The sequence below is a fragment of the Stenotrophomonas sp. AS012628 genome (assembly GCF_010608305.1).
Classification (GTDB): domain Bacteria; phylum Pseudomonadota; class Gammaproteobacteria; order Xanthomonadales; family Xanthomonadaceae; genus Stenotrophomonas; species Stenotrophomonas geniculata.
This window is the reverse complement of record NZ_VMBJ01000254.1, coordinates 1-231: the sequence shown is the minus strand read 5'-3', so window position 1 is coordinate 231 and position 231 is coordinate 1. Positions and strand designations below refer to the sequence as shown.

Annotated in this window: 1 pseudogene; it reads right to left on the bottom strand. The window is 66.2% G+C overall.

Annotated features, from left to right (window positions below):
* Positions 1-231: pseudogene (locus G5A07_RS21820) on the bottom strand (c-type cytochrome biogenesis protein CcmF); the annotation flags it as partial.

Below are 231 nucleotides of genomic sequence, written 5' to 3'. Positions count from 1 at the left end.
GATCATGCCCATCACCGCCAGCACGCGGGCCAGCATGACCTCCGGCAGTTGCCGGGAGAAGATCGACACGGCGAAGGTCCAGCCACCGAGGATCAGCGCCCAGAGCAGCAGCGAACCTTCGTGGGCGCCCCAAACGGCGCTGAACTTGTAGTACCAGGGCAGCGCGCTGTTGGAGTTGCCGGCCACGTAGGCCACCGAGAAGTCGTCGCGCAGGAAGGCCCAGGTCAGGCA